Origin of the sequence: Actinosynnema sp. NPDC023658, from assembly GCF_040639995.1 — a bacterium.
In the GTDB taxonomy this organism is placed as follows: domain Bacteria; phylum Actinomycetota; class Actinomycetes; order Mycobacteriales; family Pseudonocardiaceae; genus Actinosynnema.
In genome coordinates, this window is record NZ_JBFAAX010000034.1 from 15,135 (window position 1) to 31,960 (window position 16,826).

At 72.6% G+C, this 16,826-nt stretch carries 17 protein-coding genes; 6 read left to right on the forward strand and 11 right to left on the reverse strand.

Annotated features, from left to right (window positions below; all coding sequences use genetic code 11):
* Positions 1-66 precede the first annotated feature (66 nt).
* From AB0G02_RS07265 to AB0G02_RS07280, 4 genes are all read right to left on the reverse strand, one after another.
* Positions 67-405 carry a hypothetical protein gene (locus tag AB0G02_RS07265; protein ID WP_360790674.1) on the reverse strand — a complete coding sequence of 113 codons (339 nt, stop codon included), beginning with the start codon at positions 403-405 and terminating at the stop codon, positions 67-69.
* 94 nt (positions 406-499) lie between these two features.
* Positions 500-1,498: a methylmalonyl Co-A mutase-associated GTPase MeaB gene (gene meaB, locus AB0G02_RS07270; protein WP_360790677.1), complete on the reverse strand. Its 999-nt coding sequence runs from the start codon at positions 1,496-1,498 to the stop codon at positions 500-502.
* Positions 1,491-3,698 carry a methylmalonyl-CoA mutase gene (scpA, locus tag AB0G02_RS07275; protein WP_360790679.1) on the reverse strand — a complete coding sequence of 736 codons (2,208 nt, stop codon included), beginning with the start codon at positions 3,696-3,698 and terminating at the stop codon, positions 1,491-1,493. Before scpA ends, meaB begins: the two co-directional genes overlap by 8 nt.
* On the reverse strand, positions 3,695-5,467 hold the full coding sequence (locus AB0G02_RS07280) for a methylmalonyl-CoA mutase family protein (RefSeq protein ID WP_360790713.1): 1,773 nt from the start codon (positions 5,465-5,467) through the stop codon (positions 3,695-3,697). The genes scpA and AB0G02_RS07280 overlap by 4 nt, the downstream gene beginning before the upstream one ends.
* 102 nt (positions 5,468-5,569) lie before the next feature.
* Here AB0G02_RS07280 and AB0G02_RS07285 point away from each other — a divergent pair, with 102 nt between their 5' ends.
* The 3 genes from AB0G02_RS07285 to AB0G02_RS07295 all read left to right on the forward strand — a co-directional run bounded on the left by AB0G02_RS07285 (position 5,570) and on the right by AB0G02_RS07295 (position 9,748).
* The gene (locus tag AB0G02_RS07285) at positions 5,570-7,240 is read left to right on the forward strand and encodes a protein kinase (protein ID WP_360790682.1); all 1,671 of its coding nucleotides are present in this window, start codon (positions 5,570-5,572) and stop codon (positions 7,238-7,240) included.
* A gap of 79 nt (positions 7,241-7,319) precedes the next feature.
* On the forward strand, positions 7,320-8,132 hold the full coding sequence (locus AB0G02_RS07290; RefSeq protein WP_360790685.1) for a purine-nucleoside phosphorylase: 813 nt from the start codon (positions 7,320-7,322) through the stop codon (positions 8,130-8,132).
* Complete coding sequence (locus AB0G02_RS07295; protein ID WP_360790688.1) at positions 8,129-9,748, forward strand: phospho-sugar mutase; 1,620 nt, start codon at positions 8,129-8,131, stop codon at positions 9,746-9,748. Before AB0G02_RS07290 ends, AB0G02_RS07295 begins: the two co-directional genes overlap by 4 nt.
* Here AB0G02_RS07295 and AB0G02_RS07300 read toward each other — a convergent pair.
* On the reverse strand, positions 9,735-10,067 hold the full coding sequence (locus AB0G02_RS07300) for a hypothetical protein (protein ID WP_360790690.1): 333 nt from the start codon (positions 10,065-10,067) through the stop codon (positions 9,735-9,737). The genes AB0G02_RS07295 and AB0G02_RS07300 overlap by 14 nt on opposite strands.
* Before the next feature lie 111 nt (positions 10,068-10,178).
* Between AB0G02_RS07300 and AB0G02_RS07305 the strand changes: the two genes are divergently transcribed.
* Positions 10,179-10,628 carry an NAD(P)H-dependent oxidoreductase gene (locus tag AB0G02_RS07305; RefSeq protein WP_360790693.1) on the forward strand — a complete coding sequence of 150 codons (450 nt, stop codon included), beginning with the start codon at positions 10,179-10,181 and terminating at the stop codon, positions 10,626-10,628.
* A gap of 22 nt (positions 10,629-10,650) precedes the next feature.
* Positions 10,651-11,175: an alpha/beta hydrolase gene (locus AB0G02_RS07310; protein ID WP_360790696.1), complete on the forward strand. Its 525-nt coding sequence runs from the start codon at positions 10,651-10,653 to the stop codon at positions 11,173-11,175.
* A 7-nt stretch (positions 11,176-11,182) separates the two neighbouring features.
* Here the strand turns inward: AB0G02_RS07310 and AB0G02_RS07315 are convergent, their stop codons facing one another.
* The 5 genes from AB0G02_RS07315 to AB0G02_RS07335 form a co-directional block, all read right to left on the reverse strand.
* On the reverse strand, positions 11,183-12,112 hold the full coding sequence (locus tag AB0G02_RS07315) for an aldo/keto reductase (protein WP_360790716.1): 930 nt from the start codon (positions 12,110-12,112) through the stop codon (positions 11,183-11,185).
* 75 nt (positions 12,113-12,187) lie between these two features.
* Complete coding sequence (locus AB0G02_RS07320) at positions 12,188-13,132, reverse strand: aldo/keto reductase (protein WP_360790719.1); 945 nt, start codon at positions 13,130-13,132, stop codon at positions 12,188-12,190.
* A gap of 44 nt (positions 13,133-13,176) precedes the next feature.
* The gene (locus tag AB0G02_RS07325; protein ID WP_360790698.1) at positions 13,177-13,560 is read right to left on the reverse strand and encodes a MerR family transcriptional regulator; all 384 of its coding nucleotides are present in this window, start codon (positions 13,558-13,560) and stop codon (positions 13,177-13,179) included.
* Between the two features lie 82 nt (positions 13,561-13,642).
* Complete coding sequence (locus AB0G02_RS07330) at positions 13,643-14,026, reverse strand: Fic family protein (RefSeq protein WP_360790701.1); 384 nt, start codon at positions 14,024-14,026, stop codon at positions 13,643-13,645.
* Positions 14,027-14,433: 407 nt separating this feature from the next.
* A complete protein-coding gene (locus AB0G02_RS07335; protein WP_233824133.1) occupies positions 14,434-14,634 on the reverse strand; it encodes a type II toxin-antitoxin system VapB family antitoxin in 201 nt (66 codons plus the stop codon).
* An 82-nt stretch (positions 14,635-14,716) separates the two neighbouring features.
* Here AB0G02_RS07335 and AB0G02_RS07340 point away from each other — a divergent pair, with 82 nt between their 5' ends.
* On the forward strand, positions 14,717-15,313 hold the full coding sequence (locus tag AB0G02_RS07340; RefSeq protein WP_360790704.1) for a WHG domain-containing protein: 597 nt from the start codon (positions 14,717-14,719) through the stop codon (positions 15,311-15,313).
* 66 nt (positions 15,314-15,379) lie between these two features.
* On the opposite strand, the gene AB0G02_RS07345 is transcribed toward AB0G02_RS07340, so the two are convergent.
* Positions 15,380-16,654 carry a glycoside hydrolase family 18 protein gene (locus AB0G02_RS07345; RefSeq protein ID WP_360790707.1) on the reverse strand — a complete coding sequence of 425 codons (1,275 nt, stop codon included), beginning with the start codon at positions 16,652-16,654 and terminating at the stop codon, positions 15,380-15,382.
* Positions 16,655-16,826 lie beyond the last annotated feature (172 nt).

Consider the following 16,826-nt stretch of genomic DNA (forward strand, 5'->3'; position numbering starts at 1 on the left):
TCAGGTCAGCAGGGCGATGCTATGAGGCGTCCTCGGATCGCCCCTCGGGCTCCCACCAGGTGGGAATCACCCGGACTTGCGCCCCGCCCTCCACTTCGACCACCGCTTCTTGTTACGCCAGTACACGAGGGCGAACAACAGCACCGCGATACCACCGAGCCACAACTTCCTGCGGGTCTCGCCGCTGGACGCGGGTGCGGGTTGCTGCTCCTTCGGCGCGTCGATGTCCGGTCCGGGCGGCACGGTCCCGCCGGGCTCCAGCGTGCCGCCGGGGGCCAAGGTCTCCGTCGGCTGGGCCGCGACGTGGCCGGTGACCTGCGACGACGTCGCAGCGACCCCTGTGCCCGACACGGTGAGGACACCGGTCAGCACGAACAGGCACACCGCGAGCACAGATCGCCACATGGTCGCCAAGCCTAGCTACCGCCTGTCGTGGTTACCACTGTCAGTGGTCATCCAAACCGGTGTTCGTTCACGTGCTGTGAACGAAAAGGCGCGGTCAGGCGCGGTGGACACCCTGTCGGAACGCTTCGAGGATGCGTTCGGCGGCCAGCGTGGCGGTCAGCTCTCCGTCACGCACCTGCCGCTCGACCTCGGGCACGAGCGAGCGCACCGCGGGCGCCTCGCGCAGGCTCGTCAGCAGCTGGTCGTTCACCATGGCCCAGGTCCACTCGACCTGCTGGCGCCGCCGCCGCTCGGCCAGCCCGCCCGCCGCCTCCAGCGTCTCGCGGTGCTTGGTGACCTGCTGCCAGACGGTGTCCAGCCCGGTGCCGTCCAGGCCGCTGCACGTGAGCACGGGCGGGTGCCACACGGCGTCGTGCGGGCGCAGCAGGCGCAGCGCCCCGGCCAGCTCGCGGGCGGCCCTGCGGGCGTCCAGCTCGTGCGGGCCGTCGGCCTTGTTGACCGCGATCACGTCGGCCAGCTCCAGCACGCCCTTCTTGATGCCCTGGAGCTGGTCGCCGGTGCGGGCGAGGGTGAGGAACAGCGAGCAGTCCGTCATGTTCGCCACGGCGACCTCGGACTGGCCCACGCCGACCGTCTCGACCAGCACCACGTCGTACCCGGCGGCCTCGACCAGCACGATCGACTCGCGGGTGGCCTTGGTGACGCCGCCGAGCGTGCCGGAGGTCGGTGACGGCCGGATGAACGCCGCCGGGTCGACCGCGAGCCGCGCCATGCGGGTCTTGTCGCCCAGGATCGAGCCGCCGGTGCGGGTGGACGACGGGTCGACCGCCAGCACGGCCACCCGGTGACCGCGCTCGGTGAGCATCGAGCCGAACGCGTCGATGAACGTCGACTTCCCGACGCCGGGCACGCCGGTGATGCCGACGCGGTGCGCGGCGCCCGAGTGCGGCAGCAGCTCGACCAGCAGTTCCTGCGCCGACGCCCGGTGGTCCGGGCGCGTGGACTCGACCAGCGTGATGGCCCGCGCGAGCGTGCCGCGGTTGCCCGCCAGCACGCCCTTGGCGTACTCGCCGACGTCGACCGGCCTAGCCATCGTGTCCCGGCTGGTCGGCGGCCGTCGTGTCGTGGCCCAGCTGCTCGGCCAGCTTGCGCAGCAGGTCGCCCGCCGCGTCCGCGATGACCGTGCCGGGCGGGAAGATCGCCGCCGCGCCCGCCTCGCGCAGCGCGTCGAAGTCCTGCGGCGGGATCACGCCGCCGACCACGATCATGATGTCGTCGCGGCCCATCTCCGCCAGCGCCGAGCGCAGCGCGGGCACCAGCGTGAGGTGACCGGCGGCCAGCGACGACACGCCGACGATGTGCACGTCGGCCTCGACGGCCTGGCGCGCGACCTCGTCGGGGGTCTGGAACAGCGGGCCGACGTCCACGTCGAAGCCCAGGTCCGCGAACGCGGTCGCGATGACCTTCTGGCCGCGGTCGTGCCCGTCCTGGCCCATCTTGGCGACGAGGATGCGCGGGCGGCGGCCCTCGGCCTCGGCGAACGCCTCCACCACCTCGCGGGTGGCGTTCACGTTGGACACCGACCCGGCCTCCTCCCGGTACACGCCGGTGATGGTGCGGATCTGGGCGGAGTGCCTGCCCCACACCTTGGCCAGCGCCTCGGATATCTCGCCCACGGTCGCCTTGGCGCGGGCCGCGACGATGGCCAGCTCCAGCAGGTTGCCGTCCGAGCCGGCCGCGTTCGTCAGCGCGTGCAGCGCACCGTCCACCGCGGACTGGTCGCGCTCCTCGCGCAGCCGGGCGAGCTTGGCCAGCTGCCGGCCGCGCACCCCGGCGTTGTCGACCTTGAGCACGTCGATCTTCTCGTCGAACTCCACCTGGTACTTGTTCACGCCGATCACCGGCTGCCGACCGGAGTCGATGCGCGCCTGGGTGCGCGCCGCGGCCTCCTCGATGCGCAGCTTCGGGATGCCCGCGTCGATGGCCCGGGCCATCCCGCCCGCGGCCTCGACCTCGGTGATGTGCGACCACGCGCGGTGCGCCAGGTCGTGCGTGAGGCGCTCGACGAACGCGCTGCCGCCCCACGGGTCGATCACCCGCGTGGTGCCCGACTCCTGCTGGAGCAGCAGCTGGGTGTTGCGGGCGATGCGCGCGGAGAAGTCGGTGGGCAGCGCCAGCGCCTCGTCCAACGCGTTGGTGTGCAAGGACTGCGTGTGCCCCTGGGTCGCGGCCATCGCCTCGACGCACGTGCGGGCGACGTTGTTGAACACGTCCTGCGCGGTCAGCGACCAGCCCGAGGTCTGGCAGTGCGTGCGCAGGGACAGCGACTTGGGCGACTTGGGGTCGAAGGTCTTCACCAGCTTCGCCCACAGCAGCCGGGCGGCGCGCATCTTGGCGACTTCCATGAAGAAGTTCATGCCGATCGCCCAGAAGAACGACAGCCGCGGCGCGAACGCGTCGACGTCCAGCCCCGCGTCACGGCCCGCGCGCAGGTACTCCACGCCGTCCGCGAGCGTGTACGCCAGCTCCAGGTCGGCCGTCGCGCCCGCTTCCTGCATGTGGTAGCCGGAGATGGAGATGGAGTTGAACTTCGGCATCCGCCGCGAGGTGAACGCGAAGATGTCGGAGATGATCCGCATCGACGGCTGCGGCGGGTAGATGTAGGTGTTGCGGACCATGAACTCCTTGAGGATGTCGTTCTGGATGGTCCCCGCGAGCTGCTCGGGCGCCACCCCCTGCTCCTCGGCCGCCACCACGTACAGGGCCAGGACCGGCAGCACGGCGCCGTTCATGGTCATCGACACGCTCATCCGGTCCAGCGGGATGCCGTCGAACAGCCGGCGCATGTCGTAGATCGAGTCGATGGCCACGCCCGCCATGCCCACGTCGCCCGCCACGCGCGGGTGGTCGGAGTCGTAGCCGCGGTGGGTGGCCAGGTCGAACGCGACCGAGAGGCCCTTCTGCCCGGCCGCGAGGTTGCGGCGGTAGAAGGCGTTGGACTCCTCGGCGGTGGAGAACCCGGCGTACTGCCGGATGGTCCACGGCTGGTTGACGTACATCGTCGGGTACGGGCCGCGCAGGAACGGCGCGATGCCCGGGTAGGTGGCCAGGAAGTCGAGGCCCTCGGTGTCGGCGGCGGTGTAGAGGGGTTTGACGCCGATGCCCTCGGGCGTCTCCCACGTCAACGCGTCCGCGCCCTTGCCGGTCGCCTCCTGCAACGCGTCCTGCCACTGGGAGGAGGACGGGGCGGCGGTGGGCTCACCGAGGTCGACGTCGGCGAAGTTCGGGATCATCGCTGGACTCCAAGCGCGTCGAACGTGTGCTCCAGCACTTCCAGCGCCGGGCAGCCGGTGAACACGTACTCGTCGATCTCCGCGTCCGATTCCCTGCCCGCCAGCAGGATCCGCTCCGCGCCCGCCGCGCGCAGCGCCTCGGCGACGGGTGCGGCGAGCTCGGCGTAGCTCTTCTCGCTGCCGCACAGGCACGCGATCCGCGCGCCGCTCTCGCGGAACCGCGCCACCACGTCGTCCGCGGTCGCGGTGGCGCCCGCGTGGGGCGTCTCGATGCCGCCCGCCTGGAACAGGTTCGCGGCGAACGTGGCCCGCGCGGTGTGCGCGGCGACCGGGCCGAGGGTCGCCAGGAACACCTTCGGGCGTTGCGGGCTCGCGTCGGCCGCGTCCCGCAGCGCCTCGTAGTCCTGGGCGTAGCGGACGCGCGGCAGGCCTCCGCCCGGTTCCTGCGGCGACGGCGGCCGGACCACCGGCTGCTCACCGACGTCCGGGAACTCGCTGACGCCGGTGATCGCGTCCGACCGGTCGGCCAGGTTCGCCCGGCGCTGCTCCCAGGTGGCCGCGATCCGGTCGGTGACCAGCCCGAACGCCGCGGGCAGCCCGCCCGCGGCCTCGATCTCCCGGAACCACTCCCACGCGGCGCGCGCGAGGTCCTCGGTGAGCCGCTCCACGTACCAGGAGCCGCCCGCCGGGTCGATCACGCCGGCCAGCTTCGACTCCTCCAGCAGCAGCGACTGGGTGTTGCGGGCGATGCGCCGGGAGAAGTCGTCCGACAGGCCGATGGCGTGGTCGAACGGCAGCACGGTCACCGCGTCCGCGCCGCCGAGGCCCGCGCCGAAGCAGGCGACGGTGGTGCGCAGCATGTTCACCCACGGGTCGCGCCTGGTCATCATCGCGGGCGACGTCACCGCGTGCTGCGCCTGCGGGCTGGGTGCGCCGGCGACCTCCGTGACCCGCGCCCACAGCCGGCGCGCGGCCCGGAACTTGGCGATGGTGAGGAACTGGTCGGCCGTCGCCGCGTACCGGAACTCCAGCAGCCGCGCGGCTTCCGCGACGGTCAGCCCCGCCCCGGTCAGGTGCCGCAGGTAGGCGACGCCGGCCGCGAGGGACGCGCCGAGCTCCTGGGCGTCCGAGCCGCCCGCCTCGTGGAAGGGCAGGCCGTCCACCACGACCAGGCGCACTCCGGGGAACCCGCGGGCCTTGCCGAGCAGGTCGGTGACCGCGTCGAGGTCGGCGGGCTGCCCGGTGCGCGCCTGGACGCCCAAGGGGTCCGCGCCGACGTTGCCGCGCACCTCGCTCGCGAGCACCGGCCGCTGGTCCCACACGCGCAGCACGGCGCGGCCCGCGGCCAGGAAGTCCGCGCCCGCGTCGACCACGACCGGCGCGAGGTCCAGGTAGACGTCGGCCAGCACGTCGTCGTAGGTCGACGGGTCGATCCCCTTGAGCCACAGCGACGTGACGCCGTTCTCCAGGTCGGCCACCACCGCCTCGCGGTCCGCGACCCGGTGCTGCTGGCGGACGTCCCAGCCCTTCACCGCGCCCTGCGGACGACCGCCGCGGGTGAACGGGGCCAGGCCCGGGAAACCGGCGTCGGGCGCCCGGTCGGCCGCGGTGTACAGCGGCTGCACGTCGATGCCGTCGTAGGTGGTGGTGATCAGCGACCCGAAGTCCGCACCCGACTTGCGCAGCACGCCCTGGACCAGGTCCAGCCACTGCTCGCGGTCAGGGGTGGGGAACTCGGCGGCCAGCGCCAACTCGCCCGACGGGTCCATCATGCTCCGCAGTGTTACTCACGAGTATTACGACGGCTATGTGAGGTTCACCGCCGTGAACGATGCAGACGCCAGTCTTCCACGCTGGTGAATGATGGCGCAGTGGAAACGGAGCGACTGATCGCCGGCCGCTACCGCCTCCGGCACGTGCTGGGGCGCGGGTCGATGGGCACGGTGTGGGCCGCGCACGACGAGGTGCTGCGGCGGGACGTCGCGGTCAAGGAGATCCTGCGCCCGGCGGGGACGCCGGACGACGAGGCGGAGGTGCTTCGGGAACGCACCCTGCGCGAGGCCCGTTCGGCGGCGGCGCTCGCGCACCCGAACCTCGTGACGCTCTACGACGTGGTGCAGGCCGACGGCGACCCGTACGTGGTGATGGAGCTGGTGCCGTCGTCGTCGCTGGCGGAGGTGGTGCGGCAGCGCGGGCCGTTGACCGACGTGCAGGGCGCGCTCGTGGCCGACGCCGTGGCCGCCGCGCTGGAGGCCGCGCACCGGGCCGGGATCACGCACCGGGACGTGAAGCCGGGCAACGTGCTGGTCGCCGACGACGGCCGGGTGAAGCTGACCGACTTCGGCATCGCGCGCAACGTCGCAGAGGCCACCCTGACCAGCCGCGGGATCACCCTGGGCACGCCCGCGTTCATCGCGCCGGAGGTGGCGGCGGGCGGTGCGGTGTCGTTCGCGGCGGACCAGTGGTCGTTGGGCGCGACGCTGTTCGCCGCGATGACCGGGCAGCAGCCGTACGAGGGCGCGAACGTGCTCCAGACGATCAACCAGGTGGTGCACGGCGACGTGCCGTCGGCCGAGGGCTGCGGTGCGCTGGAGCCGGTCGTCGCCGGGCTGATGGCGAAGTCGCCGGACGAGCGGATGACGTTGGCCGAGGTGCGGCGGCTGGTCCGGCCGCTGCTGCCCGAGCCGGGCACCGACGTGTTCCCCGCGTCGTCGCCCACCCGGCCGGTGGTGGAGGTCGTGCGCCCGCCGCTGGTCAAGACCCCGATCCCGCCGGACACGCCGCTGGCCGCCGACCCGGGGCCGCTGCCGTTCGCCGTGGCCGGTCCGCCGACCCGCGAGCTGACCCGCCGCCCGGGGATGGCCGCGCTGGTCGCGCTGTCGGCGGCGGTGCTCTTCGCGATCGGCAGCGTGTCCGGCTTCGCGTTGACCAGGACCGTGGCGGGCGCGTCCCTGCTGCCGCCGGTCGCCCAGAGCACCCCGTCCCTGCCCGCGATCACCGAGACGCCGTCGCTGCTGCCGACCACCGCGTCGGCCGCGGCGGCGAACGGCGAGCAGGGCGCGGAGTTCACCATCCAGGTCGGGCCCGACTGGACCAGCTTCCTGGAGCAGCGGGCCAACAACGGGCTGGGCCCGAGCACCGTCGTGCACCTCGTCGCCCCGACCGGGCTGTACGAGGTGAGCGTGCAGCGGTTCCCGGGGTACTACGAGAGGAACCGGATCGACGACTACCTGCGGCTGGTGCGGTCGCGGTGGGCGGAGGACCAGTACTTCGGTGAGGCGTTCGACCAGACCGACGCCCTGTCGCCCGGCGGGCCGGAGCCGGGCAGGCAGTACAGCTACCGGACCGTGGAACGTGCCACGGACGTCGCCCGCGGCGCCGTCCCGCCGGGCCCGGACCTGCGGCGCAGCCGGTACTCCCGCCTCCTGCCGCGGGGCATCGACCTGTGGGTCGTCGAGGTCGTCGTGCCCACGGAGCAGGAGGAAACCGGCCGGAGCCGCCTGTTCGACACCATCGCGCCCACGTTCACGGTGATCGACTGACGCCCCGCGACCCGTGGGCCGCACCGGCGGGCCGCAGCACTGCGGGCAACGGTCGGGGACGGCTATTAGGCTCCCGGCCGTGACCGCCATCAGTGAGAACACCACCCCCGAGGCCCTGGCCACCGACGCCGCCGAGGCGCTGGCCGAGCGGACCGGGGTGGCCGCGCACGACATCGCCGTGGTCCTCGGGTCGGGTTGGCGCCCGGCCGCGGACCTGATCGGTGAGCCCCACGCCGAGGTGCCCATGGGCGAGCTGCCCGGGTTCGAGCCGCCCACCGCCGTCGGCCACGGCGGCACGGTGCGCTCGGTGGCCGTCGGGGACCGCAACGTGCTGGTCATGCTCGGTCGCACGCACGGTTACGAGGGCAAGGGCGTGGCGAAGGTCGTGCACAACGTGCGCACGGCGGCGGCTGCGGGCGTCCGCACGGTGGTGCTGACCAACGCGGCCGGCGGCCTGCGCCAGGGCATGTCGGTCGGCCAGCCGGTGCTGATCAGCGACCACCTGAACCTCACCGCGTCGTCCCCGCTGGTGGGGGCCCGGTTCGTGGACCTCACCGACCTGTACTCGCCGCGGCTGCGCGACCTCGCGCGGGAGATCGACCCGTCGCTGGAGGAAGGCGTCTACGCGGGCCTGCCGGGGCCGCACTTCGAGACGCCCGCCGAGATCCGGATGCTGCGCACGATGGGCGCGGACCTGGTCGGCATGTCGACCGTCCTGGAGGCCATCGCGGCCCGCGCCGAGGGCGTGGAGGTGTTCGGCCTGTCGCTGGTGACGAACCTGGCCGCGGGCATCACCGGTGAACCGCTCAACCACGAAGAGGTGCTGGAGGCCGGTCAGGCGGCGGCGAGCCGCATGGGCGCGCTGCTGCGCGAGCTGGTGACGCGCGCATGACCCTCAGCCCCGCCCTGCGCGACGCCGCGTTCCGCTGGATCGCCGACGACCCCGACGCCGCGACCCGGCTGGAGCTCCAGACCGTCCTGGCGCGGGCGATGGGCGGGGACGCCGCCGCGGTCGACGACCTGGCCGACCGGATGGCCGGACCGCTGACCTTCGGCACGGCGGGCCTGCGCGGTCCCGTGCGAGCGGGGCCGAACGGCATGAACCGGGCCGTGGTCATCCGCACCACGGCCGGGCTCGCCGCGTGGCTCAAGGCGCACGGGCACGTCGGCACGGTGTTCGTCGGCCGGGACGCGCGGCACGGGTCGGAGGACTTCGCGCGGGCCGCGGCCGGTGTGCTGGCCGCCGCCGGGTTCACCGCGCGGGTGCTGCCGGGGCCGTTGCCGACGCCGGTCCTGGCGTTCCTGGTCAAGCGGCACGACGCGGTGGCGGGCGTGCAGATCACCGCGTCGCACAACCCGCCCGCGGACAACGGCTACAAGCTGTACCTGGCCGGCGGCGGGCAGATCGTGCCGCCGGAGGACCGCGAGATCGAGGCGGCCATCCGGGGCGTGCCCGCCGCGGTGTCGGTGCCGCTGTCGGACGACCACCTGCCGGTGTCCGACGCCGAGGTGGACGAGTACCTGGAACGGGTCGCGTCACTACCCCGCGGCACCGCGCGCGACCTGCGGGTGGTGCTCACGCCGATGCACGGCGTCGGCGGTGCGACCGCGGTGGAGGCGTTGCGGCGGGCCGGGTTCACCGACGTGCGCGTGGTGCGGGAGCAGGCCGTGCCCGACCCGGCGTTCCCGACCGTGGCGTTCCCCAACCCGGAGGAGCCGGGAGCGGCGGACCGGTTGCTGGAGCTGGCGGCGGCCGAGTCGGCCGACCTGGCCATCGCCCTGGACCCGGACGCGGACCGGTGCGCGCTCGGCGTCCGGGAGCGGGACGGGTCCTGGCGGATGCTGCGCGGCGACGAGACCGGCGTGCTCCTCGGCTCGCTGGTGCTGTCCACCGTGGACAGTCCGGACCCGTTGGTGGCGACCACGATCGTGTCTTCGTCGTTGCTGAAGTCGATCGCGGCGGCGCACGGCGCGCGGTACGCGGAGACGTTGACCGGGTTCAAGTGGCTGGTGCGCGCGGGCGAGGGGCTGGTGTTCGCCTACGAGGAGGCGCTGGGCAACTGCGTCGACCCGGCCGCGGTCAACGACAAGGACGGCATCTCGGCGGCCGTGGTGGCGTGCGACCTGGCGGCCGGGTTGAAGGCGGCCGGCCGGACGCTGCTGGACGCGCTGGACCAGCTCGCCGTCGACCACGGCCTGCACCTGACCGACCAGGTGTCGCTGCGGTTCACCGACCTGAGCCGGATCGGGGCGCTGATGGCCCGGTTGCGCGATCAGCCGCCCGCCGGCTTCGCGTTCGAGGACCTGCTGCCCGAGGCCGACGTGGTGCGGTTGACCCGCGAGGGCGTCCGGGTGGTCGTGCGGCCGTCCGGGACGGAACCGAAGCTCAAGGCGTACCTGGAGGTCGTGGAACCGGTGTCGGACGACCTGCCGGCCGCCCGCGTGCGCGCGCACGAGCGGCTGGCCGACCTGCGGTCTCAGGTGTCGGACCTGCTCACGACGCCATAGCGAGCAGCAGGCACAGCGCGGCGAGGACGAGCGAGCCGCCCGCCACCAGGTAGGGACGCCTGGTCGGCGGGCTCACCGGCCGCGCCCGGTTCTGCGTGGCGGCGGCCACCGAGATGCGGCCGGAGATGTAGCTGGCCGTGCACAGCGCCACCCCGGTCGCCAGGATCATCGTGTTGACGTCCCACGGGCTGTGGTCGACCCCCGGCCACAGTGCGATGAAGACCAGCGGCAGGCCGATGAGCCCCACCCCGATCGCGACCCCCGCACCCCAGGTGATCTGCCGGTTGCGCTTCATCGTGGCGATGCTGCGAGTTTCCATGACTCCCTCCCGGTCACTGCTACTGCTTAGGACGCGTGGCCGGCCCGTCGGTTCCGTCAGGCCACCCACCCGAGCTTGCACCCCGCGCGGGATCGCGGCAGCCTGACCCGCGTGCCCCGCCTGCTGATCGTGCACCACACCCCGTCACCCGCCATGCAGGAGCTGTTCGAGGCGGTGCTGGAGGGTGCGACGGACCCGGAGATCGAGGGCGTCGAGGTGGTCCGGCGGCCGGCGCTGAGCGCGACCGCGTCCGACGTGCTGGAAGCCGACGGGTTCATCCTGGGCACGCCGGCCAACATCGGCTACATCAGCGGCGCGTTGAAGCACTTCTTCGACACCGTCTACTACCCCTGCCTGGACGCCACGCGCGGTCGGCCGTTCGGGGCGTACGTGCACGGCAACCTGGGCACGGAGGGCGCGGTGAAGGCGCTGAAGGACATCACGACCGGGATGAGGTGGTGGCCCGTGGCGGAGACGCTGGTGCTCACCGGCGCACCGGACGCCGCCGCGCGCGAGCGGTGCCGGGAGCTGGGCGCCGCGGTCGCCGCGACGGTCATGTGACGCGCCTGGTGGGATGACGTCCATGGCGGTGCTGTTCGTGGACGGCTGGTTCGGGCCCGACCCCGGTGACTGGCAGGAGTGCTGGGCGCGCGAGCTGCCCGGGTCGTCGCGGGTCGTGCAGGACGACTGGGACGTGCCCGAGCGGCACGCGTGGGTGCGGAGGCTGGACGAGGCGGTGGCGGCGTGCCCGGAACCGCCGGTGCTCGTGGGGCACAGCCTCGGCGTGCTCACGATCGCGCACTGGGCCGCCGGCGGTGGCCGCGGCGCGCGGGGCGCGTTGCTGGTCACGCCCGCCGACGTGGAGCGGAACCCCGACCCGGCGATCACCGGGTTCGCGCCGCTGCCGGTCGAGGCGCTGCCGTTCCCGGCGGTGGTGGCGGCGAGCCGCACGGACCGCTGGATGACCCCCGAACGGGCACGGCACTTCGCGGCGGCGTGGGGCGCCCGGTTCGTCGACGTCGGTGACGTCGGGCACCTGACCGCCGCGGAGGGCTCCGGCGCGTGGCCCGCCGGCCGGAGCCTCCTCGACCCGCTGCTGACGGCCTGACCGGGCCTCAGCGCCCCAGCGACCGCATCACCTCGGTCGGGTAGCGGGTGCCGGCGACCGCCTCCGGGGGCACGGCCGCGGCGATGCGGGCCAGCTGGGCCTCGCTCAACCGCAGGTCCGCGGCGGCGGCGTTCTCCTCCAGGTACTTCACCCGCTTGGTGCCGGGGATCGGCACCGCGCCCTGGTGGTGCACCCACGCCAGCGCGATCTGCGCCGCCGTCACGTCGTGCTCCCGCGCCACCTCGCGCAGCGACTCCACCAGCGCCAGGTTGCGGGCGAAGTTCCCGTCCGCGAACCGGGGCTGGCCGATCAGCCGGAAGTCACCGGCCGCGAAGTCGTCCTTCGACGTGTACCGGCCGGTGAGGAACCCGCGGCCCAGCGGCGAGTAGGCGACGATCCCGATGCCCAGCTCGCGGCACGTCGGCGCGACCTCCGCCTCGATGTCGCGCGACCACAGCGACCACTCGGTCTGCACGGCCGCGACCGGGTGCACGGCGTGCGCCCGCCGGATCGTCTCCGCACCGGCCTCGGACAGGCCGATGTGCCGGACCTTGCCCTGCTCGACCAGCTCGGCCATCGCGCCGACGGTGTCCTCGATCGGCACGGTCGGGTCGACGCGGTGCTGGTAGTACAGGTCGACGTGGTCGGTGCCCAGCCGCCGCAGCGACGCCTCGGCGGCCTGCCTGACGTACTCGGGGTCGCCGCGCAGGCCCCACTGCGACCGCGGCAGGCCCGGGTCGCGGACGACGGCGAACTTCGTCGCCAGCACCACCTCGTCCCGACGGGCCGCGACGGCCCGGCCCACCAGCTCCTCGTTGGTGAACGGCCCGTACATGTCGGCCGTGTCGAGGAACGTGACGCCCAGGTCCAGGGCGCGGTGGATGGTGGCGGTGGACTCCGACTCGTCACCGGGGCCGTAGAACTCGCTCATGCCCATGCAGCCCAGACCCTGCGCGCTCACCTCCAGCGCGCCCAACCGGCGTTTCTCCACGGTGCACTCCCCTCCGTCGACCTACCTGCCGGACATCTTCAGGAAGTTCGCCGGGTACCGCTCGCCGGCGACGTCGGGCGCCGCGCCCTCGACGGCCCGCAGGTCCTCGGCGCTCAGCACCAGGTCGGCGGCGGCGACGTTCTCCTCCAGGTACTTCACCCGCTTGGTGCCCGGGATCGGGACGACGTCCTCGCCCCGGTGGTGCACCCACGCCAGCGCCAGCTGACCGGCGGTGACGCCCCGCTCGGCGGCCAGGACGCGCAGCGCGTCCACGATCGCCGTGTTGCGGGCGATGTTCTCCTCCGCGAACCGGGGCAGGTCGCGGCGCAAGTCGTCCTCGGCCAGGTCCGCGACGGACGTGACGGCGCCGGTCAGGAACCCGCGGCCCAGCGGCGAGAACGGCACGATGCCGATGCCCAGCTCGCGGCACGTCGGCGCGACCTCGGCCTCGATGTCGCGCGACCACAGCGACCACTCGCTCTGCACCGCGGTGATCGGGTGCACGGCGTGCGCCCGCCGGATCGTCCCCGCACCCGCCTCGGACAGGCCCAGGTGGCGGACCTTGCCCTCGGTGACCAGCTCGGCCATCGCGCCGACGGTCTCCTCGATCGGCACGGTCGGGTCGACGCGGTGCTGGTAGTACAGGTCGACGTGGTCGACGCCGAGCCGCCGCAGCGACGCCTCGGCGGCCCGCTTGACGTACGCCGCGTCACCGCGCGGCGTGCGCTCCCGGTCCGCGAGCCCGAACTTCGTGGCGATGACGACCTCGTCGCGGCGGCCCCTGACGGCCCGGCCGACCAGCTCCTCGTTCGCGCCGACGCCGTCCGTGGCCGCGGCGCCGGGCTTCGAGACGCCGCCGTAGACGTCGGCGGTGTCGAGGAGGGTGACGCCCAGGTCCAGGGCGCGGTGGATGGTGGCGACGGACTCGCGCTCGTCGGCCTCGCCGTAGGTCCTGCTCATGCCCATGCAGCCCAGGCCCTGCTTGCCGACCTGGAGACGGCCCAAGAACGTCACGCCGTGATCCCCTCGATGAACGTGTGCTCGATCTGCTCGTAGTGGGTGATCTTGAACTCGAGCACCTCCAGGCACGACTCGAGTTCCGCGATGCGCTGGCGGACCGAGGCCCGGTGCTCGAACAGCATCTGCTTGCGCCGACCGGCCGTGGCCGCGCCGCGGTGCCTGAGCTGCGCGTACTCGCGCATCATGCGGATGGGCATGCCGGTGGTGCGCAGGCGGGTCAGGAAGACCAGCCAGCCGAGGTCGTCGTCGGTGTAGGTGCGCCGCCCGCCGGAGTCCCTGGCGGGCGGGTCGACCAGGCCGATCCGCTCGTAGTAGCGCAGGGTGTCGATCGACAGTCCGCTGCGCTCGGCCGCTTGGGCGATCGAGTAAGTCACGGTGTCGACGGTAGGAGCTGGAGTGCACTCCAGGTCAACCCGATCGGGGGTCGGGCGGTGAGGTCGGCCACGCCGGGCGGGGTCACTCGCCCTTGGGCATGCCCCAGGCCTCCAGGTGTGCGGCCATGCCGCTGACGTCCATCTGCTCCCGACCCAGTGCCCTGACCAGGTCGAGCGCCTCGTCCTCCTCGGCGTCGATCCACCAGCCGTTGATGTCGCACAACGTCACGGCGGCGACCCAGCCCAGCCGCCAGTTGCCCTCGACCAACGGGCGCGTGCGGACGATGGAGTCGAGCAGGGCGGATGCTTTCAGCCAGAGCGTGTCGTAGGCCTCGACCCCCAGCACTGTGGCCCGGGGGCGGTGGGCTGCGGAATCGAGGAGACCTAAGTCGCGCACGACCAGGTCCCCGCCGGTGACGGCGGTCGCCAGCACGAGCAAGTCGCCGGCGTCGAGGTAGTTGACCACTGCTTGACGCGCTCCCTGTCCTGAGGGGCGGTGACTCCGGCGCGACCACGCCGCACCCCGGGCGTGCTTCACCCCATCACCCACCCGCTCAGGTCCGTTTCGCCTCCCCGCCCAGCCGGCGGCGAGGATGGTGTCGGCCGCGTTGTGCACCGAAGCGCAACCCGGACGCGGCCCGATCTTCAACGGCGCACCATACCGGTGTGCTTCCGGCCGTCGTCGGCGTTCACACATGTGCGCCGGTGAACGGGCGGGTGGACAGCCTGGTGAACTGCATGGATTGATCGTATCGAACATGTGTTCGAACGGCGAGGGCGTGACTGGTGGTCACCCGCAAGTGTGCGGACGTGTTCGGTCGGTGACAGTCGAGCGTTCGGCACTGCGGGATCCCGCAACCCGACCGGGATCGATCAGGCGGAGCCCAGGCGGTCGAGCAGGCCCCGGTACTTGGGGAGCACGCGTCCGAGCACCTCGGACAGCTGCTCCTCCTTCTGCAGCCTGGCCCACCGCTCGGCCAACGCCAAGCGCACGACCTCCTGCTTGGAACGGCCTTCGGCAGCGGCGAGTTCGTCGAGCCGCCGGTTCTCCTCGTCGCTCAGACGCAGAGTCATCGCCATGGAGGATGACGGTACCAACTTGATACCACAATGACTAGACCACTGTTTTATAACAGTGTTGCGTTACGATGTGCCGGTGCCACGACCGAAGACACACGACGAAGCGCTCCGCGGCCGACTGCTCGAACGCGCGGGTGAGCTGCTGTCCACCGAAGGACCCGGCGCTCTGAGCTTGCGCAGGCTCGCCGCCGATGTCAACACCTCCACCACGGCCGTGTATTCCCTGTTCGGCGGCAAACCCGCGCTGCTGAACGCCGTGTACGAGGAGGCGTTCCGCCGATTCGGTGAACGCATCGCGAGCGTGCCGCTGACCGACGACCCGGTCGAGGACCTGGTCCAGATCGGCTTGGCGTACCGGGAAAGCGCGCTGGCCGACCCGCAGTTCTACCTGGTGATGTTCAGCAAGGTCGTGCCGAACTTCGAGCCGTCCGACGAGACCAAGGAGGCGGCCGTCCAGACGTTCCTGCCGGTCGTCCGGGACGTCGGCCGCGCCGTGGAGTGCGGGATGTTCGCGCAGGACCCGCCGCCGGAGCAGATCGCGCTGGCGATGTGGGGCACGGTGCACGGCCTCGTCAGCCTGGAGCTCAACGGCAACCTGCCGCCCGGCGCCGAGATCGCGCCGGTCTACGAGAACGCCCTGCGCGCCCACGCGGACGGCTGGCGCCGCCGGTGAGCGCGGAGGTGGGGCCCGGGGAGGTGGCCGCCGCGAAACCTCCCCGGACCCCGTGGACCGTCCCGATCAGGACAGTCCGCTGGTGAGCGCCTTGATCAGCTCGCCGTCGGCGGTGTCGCCGTCGAGCGACCAGATCATCGCGCCGCCAAGGTGCCGTTCGGCCACGTAGCGCCCCTTGCGCTTCATCTCGACCGGGTCGTCCCAGGTCCAGAACGTGGTACCGTCGAACAACCACGCGTGCCCGGCCTTGGCATCCCGGTGCACGGTGAACTTCGCGAGTTGCGCCTTGAGGATCCGGTAGTCCTCGTACCCGGCCTCGTAGGTCGCGGGAGCGGGCCCGCTGGCGGGCTGGAACAGGCCGTCGTTCTGGTCGCGCACGCCCGTCCAGCCCCGGCTGTAGAACGGCACGCCCATCACGACCTTGTGCTTCGGCGCACCGGAGCGCAGGTAGTGGTCGATCGCGACCTGCGAGCTGAACGGCGGCGAGGTCGGGTCGGCCGCGGGCGTGCGGAGGGACGACTGCTGGTTGGTCAGCGGTTCCCAGGCCCCGTGGTAGTCGTAGCCCTGGACCGTGCCGAACGTCAGCAGGTCGAAGACCTTGGAGACCTCGAAGCCGCGGTCGACCTGGGCCGGGTTGGCGGGCAGGAACGCGGTGAGGTCGTAGCGCTCGCCGGTGCGCCAGGTCAGCCTGCCCAGCTGCTTGCGGTACTCGGCCAGCAGCGCGGTGAAGTTCTGCTTGTCCTCGGGGCGCACGACGTTGCCCGGCGCCCCGTCGGACGACGGCCACTCCCAGTCGAGGTCGACGCCGTCGAACACCCCGGCCGCCGCACCGGGCGCGGCGTCGGGCAGGTTGCCCTTGAGCCACATGTCCAGGCAGGAGGCGACGTGCGCGGCGCGCGACTCGGGCGTGAGGGCGGCGTTGGAGAAGTACTTCGAGCCGGTCCAGCCGCCGAGCGAGATGTTGACGCGCAGCTTCGGGTAGCGGGCCTTGAGCTGCTTGAGCTGGTTGAGGTTGCCCGACAGCGGCTGGCCCGCGACGTCCGCCTTGCCGTTGACGCTCTGCTCGGCGGTGAAGGGCCGCTGGTAGTCCGCCCACGGGTCGGCGCTGACGCACTTGCCGGACTCGTCGAGGAAGCCGAAGGCGTAGTTGAGGTGGGTGAGCCGCGGGGCGGTGCCGTTGGCGACGAGGTCGCGCACCAGGAAGTTGCGGTCGTAACCGCTCCACTGGGTGTAGTACCCGACGGTGCGCGTCGTCGTGCCGTGGGCGACGGCCTGCGGCGCCGGCGACACGGTCATCGCGGTGGCCAGGAGGGCGGGGAGCACCCATCTCCTGCTCGACATGCTTCTCCTCGCGGTGCTCGTGTGTGGTCCAGACCACGGTAGTGATGAGGTCTAGACCACCTCTACGGCCGAACGGCCGAATCCGGTAACGCGAAGTTCTCTCACGTCTCCAGCCGCCAGCGCGCGTGTCCTACGCCCAGACCGCGCGTGTCCTACGTCCAGGACACCCGAG

Coding starts and splice junctions, on each gene's coding strand:
- AB0G02_RS07265 (WP_360790674.1), bottom strand. CDS start 405: ATGTGGCGATCTGTGCTCGCGGTGTGCCTGTTCGTGCTGACCGGTGTC.
- meaB (WP_360790677.1), bottom strand. CDS start 1,498: ATGGCTAGGCCGGTCGACGTCGGCGAGTACGCCAAGGGCGTGCTGGCG.
- scpA (WP_360790679.1), bottom strand. CDS start 3,698: ATGATCCCGAACTTCGCCGACGTCGACCTCGGTGAGCCCACCGCCGCC.
- AB0G02_RS07280 (WP_360790713.1), bottom strand. CDS start 5,467: ATGGACCCGTCGGGCGAGTTGGCGCTGGCCGCCGAGTTCCCCACCCCT.
- AB0G02_RS07295 (WP_360790688.1), top strand. CDS start 8,129: ATGACCCTCAGCCCCGCCCTGCGCGACGCCGCGTTCCGCTGGATCGCC.
- AB0G02_RS07300 (WP_360790690.1), bottom strand. CDS start 10,067: ATGGAAACTCGCAGCATCGCCACGATGAAGCGCAACCGGCAGATCACC.
- AB0G02_RS07310 (WP_360790696.1), top strand. CDS start 10,651: ATGGCGGTGCTGTTCGTGGACGGCTGGTTCGGGCCCGACCCCGGTGAC.
- AB0G02_RS07315 (WP_360790716.1), bottom strand. CDS start 12,112: ATGGGCATGAGCGAGTTCTACGGCCCCGGTGACGAGTCGGAGTCCACC.
- AB0G02_RS07320 (WP_360790719.1), bottom strand. CDS start 13,132: ATGGGCATGAGCAGGACCTACGGCGAGGCCGACGAGCGCGAGTCCGTC.
- AB0G02_RS07335 (WP_233824133.1), bottom strand. CDS start 14,634: ATGACTCTGCGTCTGAGCGACGAGGAGAACCGGCGGCTCGACGAACTC.
- AB0G02_RS07345 (WP_360790707.1), bottom strand. CDS start 16,654: ATGTCGAGCAGGAGATGGGTGCTCCCCGCCCTCCTGGCCACCGCGATG.